6 protein-coding genes are annotated in these 6,056 nt (G+C 71.6%); 3 read left to right on the top strand and 3 right to left on the bottom strand.

The genetic code is table 11. The annotated features are described in order from the left end of the window. Positions 1-121 precede the first annotated feature (121 nt). Positions 122-1,219: a branched-chain amino acid aminotransferase gene (locus QH270_RS11165; protein WP_280340704.1), complete on the bottom strand. Its 1,098-nt coding sequence runs from the start codon at positions 1,217-1,219 to the stop codon at positions 122-124. Between the two features lie 27 nt (positions 1,220-1,246). Then, entirely contained in the window at positions 1,247-2,347 is a 1,101-nt protein-coding gene (gcvT, locus tag QH270_RS11160; RefSeq protein WP_280340703.1) for a glycine cleavage system aminomethyltransferase GcvT, read from the bottom strand. Between the two features lie 146 nt (positions 2,348-2,493). On the opposite strand from gcvT, the gene QH270_RS11155 reads away from it, so the two are divergent. The 3 genes from QH270_RS11155 (at position 2,494) to QH270_RS11145 (ending at position 5,042) form a co-directional block, all read left to right on the top strand. After that, complete coding sequence (locus QH270_RS11155) at positions 2,494-2,679, top strand: hypothetical protein (RefSeq protein ID WP_280340702.1); 186 nt, start codon at positions 2,494-2,496, stop codon at positions 2,677-2,679. 98 nt (positions 2,680-2,777) lie between these two features. Next, complete coding sequence (locus QH270_RS11150) at positions 2,778-4,331, top strand: bifunctional phosphatase PAP2/diacylglycerol kinase family protein (RefSeq protein WP_280340699.1); 1,554 nt, start codon at positions 2,778-2,780, stop codon at positions 4,329-4,331. A gap of 81 nt (positions 4,332-4,412) precedes the next feature. Next, positions 4,413-5,042 carry a nucleotidyltransferase domain-containing protein gene (locus tag QH270_RS11145; RefSeq protein WP_280340697.1) on the top strand — a complete coding sequence of 210 codons (630 nt, stop codon included), beginning with the start codon at positions 4,413-4,415 and terminating at the stop codon, positions 5,040-5,042. A gap of 10 nt (positions 5,043-5,052) precedes the next feature. Here the strand turns inward: QH270_RS11145 and QH270_RS11140 are convergent, their stop codons facing one another. Next, entirely contained in the window at positions 5,053-6,024 is a 972-nt protein-coding gene (locus QH270_RS11140) for a hypothetical protein (RefSeq protein WP_432420339.1), read from the bottom strand. Positions 6,025-6,056: the final 32 nt, after the last annotated feature.

The following is a 6,056-nucleotide window of genomic DNA, read 5'->3' as shown; positions in this document are numbered from 1 at the left end:
GTGGGGGGGCGGCGCCCCGCCCCGTCACCCGGGCGCCGGGCCGAATGCTACTATGCACAAAGCACCGGCGCCTTATCGACGGGACACAAGGGGGCCGCGACTCGAGCGCGCCAGCGCTCAATCAAACACCGCGCATCCAGTCGTGGGTGTCGGCGAAGGTGCCGCGCTGGATGCCGGTGAGGGTGTCGCGCAGCGCCATCGTCACCTCGCCGGGTTCGCCGCCGCCGATGCTGAACTCGCCCTCGGTCGAGCGCACCCAGCCGACCGGGGTGATCACCGCGGCGGTGCCACAGGCGAAGACCTCACTGATCTCGCCGGATTCGGCACCCTTGCGCCACTCCTCCACCGAGACCTTGCGCTCCTCGACCGGGAAGCCCGAGTCGGCGGCCAGGGTGAGCAGCGAGTCGCGGGTGATGCCGGGCAGCAGCGAGCCGGACAGTTCCGGGGTCACCAGCCTGGCCTCGGAGCCCTTGCCGAAGACGAAGAACAGGTTGTTCGTGCCCATCTCCTCGACGTAGCGACGCTCGCAGGCATCCAGCCAGACGACCTGATCGCAGCCCTTCTCGGTGGCCTGCGCCTGCGCGAGCAGCGAGGCCGCGTAGTTGCCTGCCACCTTGGCCTCGCCGGTGCCGCCGGGCGCGGCCCGCACGTACTCGGTGGACAGCCACACCCGCACCGGCTTCACGCCACGCGGGAAGTACGCGCCCGCGGGCGAGGCCAGCAGCAGGTACTTGTAGGAGGCCGCGGGCTTCACGCCGAGTCCGGACTCGGTCGAGAACATGAACGGCCGCAGGTAGAGCGACTCCTCGCCACCGGCGGCGGGCACCCAGTCGCTGTCGACCGCGAGCAGCTGACGCACGGACTCGACGAACAGTTCCTCCGGCAGCTCGGCCATCGCCATCCGCGCCGCCGAGCGGCGGAACCGCGCGGCGTTGGCGTCGATCCGGAAGGTCGCGATGGTGCCGTCGGGCTGCCGGTAGGCCTTGAGCCCCTCGAAGATCGCCTGGCCGTAGTGGAACACCATGGTGGCCGGGTCCATCGAGAGCGGACCGTACGGCTCGACCCTGGCATTGCCCCACGCGCCGTCGGTGTAGTCGATCGACACCATGTGGTCGGTGAAGAACCGGCCGAAGCCGGGAGCCGCCAGTACCTGTTCCCGCTGCTCGGCCGAGGTGGGCGCCGGGTGCGGAATACGAGTGAACTGTGCAGCGACTGTCATGATGCGATCCTATCCATTTGCGCGGAACTACTTGGTCTTGGTGTCGACGAACGGCGGCTTGACCACCTCGCAGCGCAGGCGGCGGCCGCGCACGTCGACCTCCACCTCGTCGCCGGGCTCGAGCTCGGCCGCGGTGTCGAGCAGGGCCAGCGCGATGCCGACCTTCAGCGACGGGGAGAACGTGCCGGAGGTCGTCTCACCCACCGGCTCGCCGTCACGCAGCACGGTCTGGCCCTGCCGCAGCACGCCGCGGTCGAGCGCCTTCAGCCCCAGCAACGTGCGGCGCGGACCGTCGGCCTTCTCCTGCTCGAGCGCCGCCTTGCCCCAGAACTCCGGCTTCTTCCAGCCGACCGCCCAGCCGGTGCGGGCCTGGTTCGGGGTGATGTCGAGGGAGAGCTCGTGGCCGTGCAGCGGGTAGCCCATCTCGGTCCGCAGGGTGTCGCGGGCGCCCAGCCCGGCCGCCTGGCCGCCCGCGGCCTCCACCTGCGCCACCAGGGCGCGGAAGACCGGTTCGGCGTCGGCCCAGCGCGGGAGCAGCTCGTAGCCGTGCTCGCCGGTGTAGCCGGTCCGGCACACGCGCACCGGCCTGCCGTCCCATTGGGCGTCGGCGTAGGCCATGTACTCCATGTCGGTGGGCAGGCCGAGCGCGGCGAGCACCTCGGTCGATTTCGGGCCCTGCACCGCGAACACGGCGTACTCGCGGTGCTCGTCGGTGACGGTGATGCCCGCGGGCGCCACCGCGCGCAGCGCCGCGACCACGGCCGCGGTGTTGGCGGCGTTGGGGACGAGGAACACCTCGTCGTCGCTGACGTAGTAGGCGATCAGGTCGTCGATCACGCCGCCGTCGGCGGCGCAGCACAGCGTGTACTGGGCCTTGCCCGGCCGGATCCGCGCGAGATCGTTGGTCAGCGCCGAGTTCACGAAGGCGGCGGCGCCGGGACCCGCGACGGTCGCCTTGCCGAGGTGGCTCACGTCGAACAGGCCGACCGTGGTGCGCACGGCGGTGTGCTCGCCGACGGTGCCGCCGTACTGCACGGGCATCTCCCACCCGCCGAACGGCGCGAAGGTGGCGCCGAGTTCGACGTGAACAGCATGGATGGGACCCTCGAGCAGCGCGTTGTCGGTCATGGGCCCAGAGCTTATCGGGCGCGCTCCGTGCCGTGCGCACCCTCCGAGCTCGGGCACGAGACCGCGACGACCGGGCGTCACCAGCCCCAGCAATTGGGGGCCGCCGCGCGCTACCATCCGGGGATCGTCGCTGCGAGAGTAGCCGGGTGAACATTCGTAGACTCTGCCTCGGCGCCGTCCTGGTCGCCGCTCCCCTCCTCGTCGCCAGTCCCGCGGCCCAGGCCGACACCGGCTCGTCGTCGATCAACCTCGGCTGCATCCTCCAGTCCCTGTCGGGCGAGTCCCCCACCGCGGACTGCGATCCGCCGCAGATCCCGGCCGCCACACCGTAATCCGCCGCCCCGGCGGGCACTCGCCCACACCGGTCCCGCGGCCGGCGGGCGCGCGCGAGCGAAAGCTGCTCACGGGCAACGGCGGTAGTGTTCTGTCTGTGAGTGCATTGCCCCGCCGCCGCAGGTTCCACCGGGTCGCCAGGATCGACGAGGCCGCCAGCCGGATGGTGTCCCGGATCCCGGAGTCCGCGGCCGATCGCGGCATGCTGCGGTTGACCAAATCGGCCAACACCGGCGGCCTGTGGCTGGTGACGGCCGCCGTGCTGGCCGCCAAGCCGGGCCCGCCGCGGCGGGCGGCGCTGCGCGGGGTGATCGCCCTGGCGGGGTCGAGCTTCACGGTGAATCTGGTGCTCAAATCGCTGATTCCCCGGCGCCGTCCCCCCGCGGAGCTGATGCCGCACGGCCGCCGTCTGATCGATGCGCCGGTATCGTCGTCGTTCCCGTCCGGACACAGCGCCAATGCCGCCGCCTTCGCCACCGCCGTCGCCCTGGAGAGCCCGCGCACGGCGCTCGCCGTCGCGCCGGTGGCCGCGGCGGTGGCCTATTCGCGGGTCCACACCGGCGCGCACTGGCCCTCCGACGTGCTGGTCGGCGCCGCCGTCGGCACGGGGGTCGCGCTGGCCACCCGCCGCTGGTGGCCGATCCGCGAATCCGACGAGGCCGAGGCACATCCGGTCCGCGACGTTCCCGTCCTCGTCGACGGCAAAGGGCTGCTGCTGCTGATCAATCCGCGTTCCGGCGACGCGAACTACGACCCGACCCCCGATATCGCCGAGGCACTGCCGGGCGCGACGCTGCTGCACACCGCGCCGGGCCGCGATGCCGCCGAGCAGCTCCAGGAGGCGCTCGACGAGACGATCGTCGCGGTCGGCGCGGCGGGCGGGGACGGCACCATCGCCGCGGCCGCCGCCGTGGCACTGCGCAACGATCTGCCGCTGGTCGTCGTGCCCGCGGGCACCCTGAACCACTTCGCCCGCGACCTCGGCGTGTACGACCTGCGCGAGGTCGCCGACGCGACCGGCGCGGGCGAGGCGGTCGAAGTCGACATCGCCGCAGTCGAATTCGAGACCCGGGACGGCACGCGTACCCACCACCTCATCAACACCGCCAGCATCGGGGCCTACCCGGATCTGGTCCGGCTGCGAGAGAGATGGCAGGACCGCTGGGGCAAGTGGCCCGCCTTCGCCGCCGCGCTGATCGTCACCCTGCGCCGTGCCGAGCCGATCCGCATCCGGATCGACGAGCGCTGGCACGACCTGTGGTTCCTGTTCATCGGCAACGGGCCCTATCACCCGCACGGCGCAGTGCCCGCGTTCCGGTCCCGGCTCGACGAAGGCTTGCTCGATGTCCGCTGGCTGCGTGCCGATGTGCGCTTCTCCCGCACCCGCGCGGTCATCGCCCTGATGCTGGCCGCCATCGGGCACAGCCGCGTCTACGGGGAACGCCAGATGCGCGAGCTCTCGGTGGCCCTGCACAACCCGGTCCGGGTCGCCGCCGATGGTGAAGTCCTCGGCGCCGCACGGGATCTGCGGTTCCTCGTCGCCGGGCGCGTCCCGGTCTATCGGCGCGACGAGAGCAATCCGCGCTGGGAGAACCGTGCCCGCCCGCATCATCGCCGTCCGCTGGCCTGGCTCACCGACCGGCGCCGCTGAATCCTCACGAACCCGTCTCACCTCGATCACCATCGGTCACCATCGCCTTGCGCGAGCGGCATCGGTGGACATGATGGAGTCATGAGCTCGCCGGACGGCGCACGTCCGATCACCGAATCCGAAACCGACCGCCGCTGGGACCCGTGGACCCCGAGCGTCGTGGCCGCCCGCCTGGGGGCCTGCTCCGCACCGTGGGCGGTGGCGGGTGGCTGGGCCATCGACCTGTTCGCCGGTGGCATCTCGCGCGCGCACGCCGATATCGAGATCGCGGTTCCCCGAGCGGCTTTCGCCGAGATCGCGGCCGCGTTCCCGGAGTACGAGTGGGACATCGTGGGCGACGGCCACCTGTGGCCCTACGCCAGGGCCGCGGACCGGCTCGACCTGCACCAGACCTGGTTGCGCGACCCGTTCACCGGCGCCTTCCACCTCGACGTGTTCCGGGAACCCCACGACGGTGACACCTGGATCTGCCGCCGCGATCCCTCGATCACGCTCCCCTACGCCGAGCTGATCCGAACCACCGCGTCCGGAATCCCCTATCTCATCCCGGAAGTGGTGCTGCTGTTCAAGGCGAAGGCCAACCGGCCCAAGGACGGCGCCGACTTCCGCCGCGCGCTGCCCCTGCTGTCCGAGGATCGACGCGCCCGGCTGGCGGCCTGGCTGACGAAGGTCCACCCCGACCATCCCTGGCTCATCAGCACGGCGGCCTGAGTCCGCGCGCTCAGCTCGGTAATCGGCACCAGTCGCGCCGGTAGTCGGCCCAATCCCGCGGTGTGGCAGCGAAATCCACATACAGCGCCACGCCGAAGCCGGCGCGGTCCACCTCAGTCCTGGACAGCCCGAGCCGGATCCCGCGGATCGCGGCGGCCACGGTTTCGGCCGCGCCGTGATGGCCCGGATCGTCGGCCCAGAACGCGGGGGCGCCCATCAGCAGGTCGACCCCGTGCGGTGTCACCTCCGCGGCCAGCGCGGTCTGCTGTGCCACATACCCGCTGTACAGCGCCTTCGTCGGCATGGCGGTGTCGTAGGACATCACCGCCACCTGGTCGGCGCGCCGCGCGACGTCCGCGAAATAGGCTTGGCTCCACCATTTCCCGTGATCGGCTACCGCGATCCCGACCGAGTGCAGGCCCGGCAGCGGATCGATGACCGGCGCCGACACCGACAGCGCCACACCCGCCGCCGCGGTCACCGCTCTCGTCGCGTCGAGCAGGGCGAGGAATCCCGGCGAACCCGACCGCACCGGTTCCAGGTCGTAGTGCACTCCGTCGAAGCCGTGCCCGAGCACCCGCCGCGCCGAGGCGACCACCCGCTCGCGCGATGCCGCCGATTCCACGTCGAGACCGTCGAATTCGGGTTGCAGGATGTCGCCCAGCCACGATTGCACGCGAATGCCGGGCAACTTCGCGTGCACGGCGTCGACGAACCACTGCGCGCGGGGCGCCAGGTCGTCGCGCAGGCTGCCGTCGTGTTCCAGCGGTCCGGTGTGCACGTACAGATCCCGGATGCCCGTGCCGGCCAGCGATATCGCCAACCGGTCGACATCGGCGTCGGTCTTGCGGCCGTCCACCCACGCGTGCCCGAGCCAGAACGCGTCCTTGCCCCTGGTCCGCGCCTGCTCGGACTGCACACCGACATTCTGGGCGAGCAGATAGGTCGCCGCCACCGCGACCGGCGACAACACCACCAGCACCACCGCGAGCGCGATCACCGCACCGCGCGTCC

This window comes from Nocardia neocaledoniensis (assembly GCF_029868625.1).
Lineage (GTDB): Bacteria > Actinomycetota > Actinomycetes > Mycobacteriales > Mycobacteriaceae > Nocardia > Nocardia neocaledoniensis_A.
Note: the sequence above shows the minus strand (reverse complement) of the source record. Positions and strands in the feature narration are given on the sequence as shown.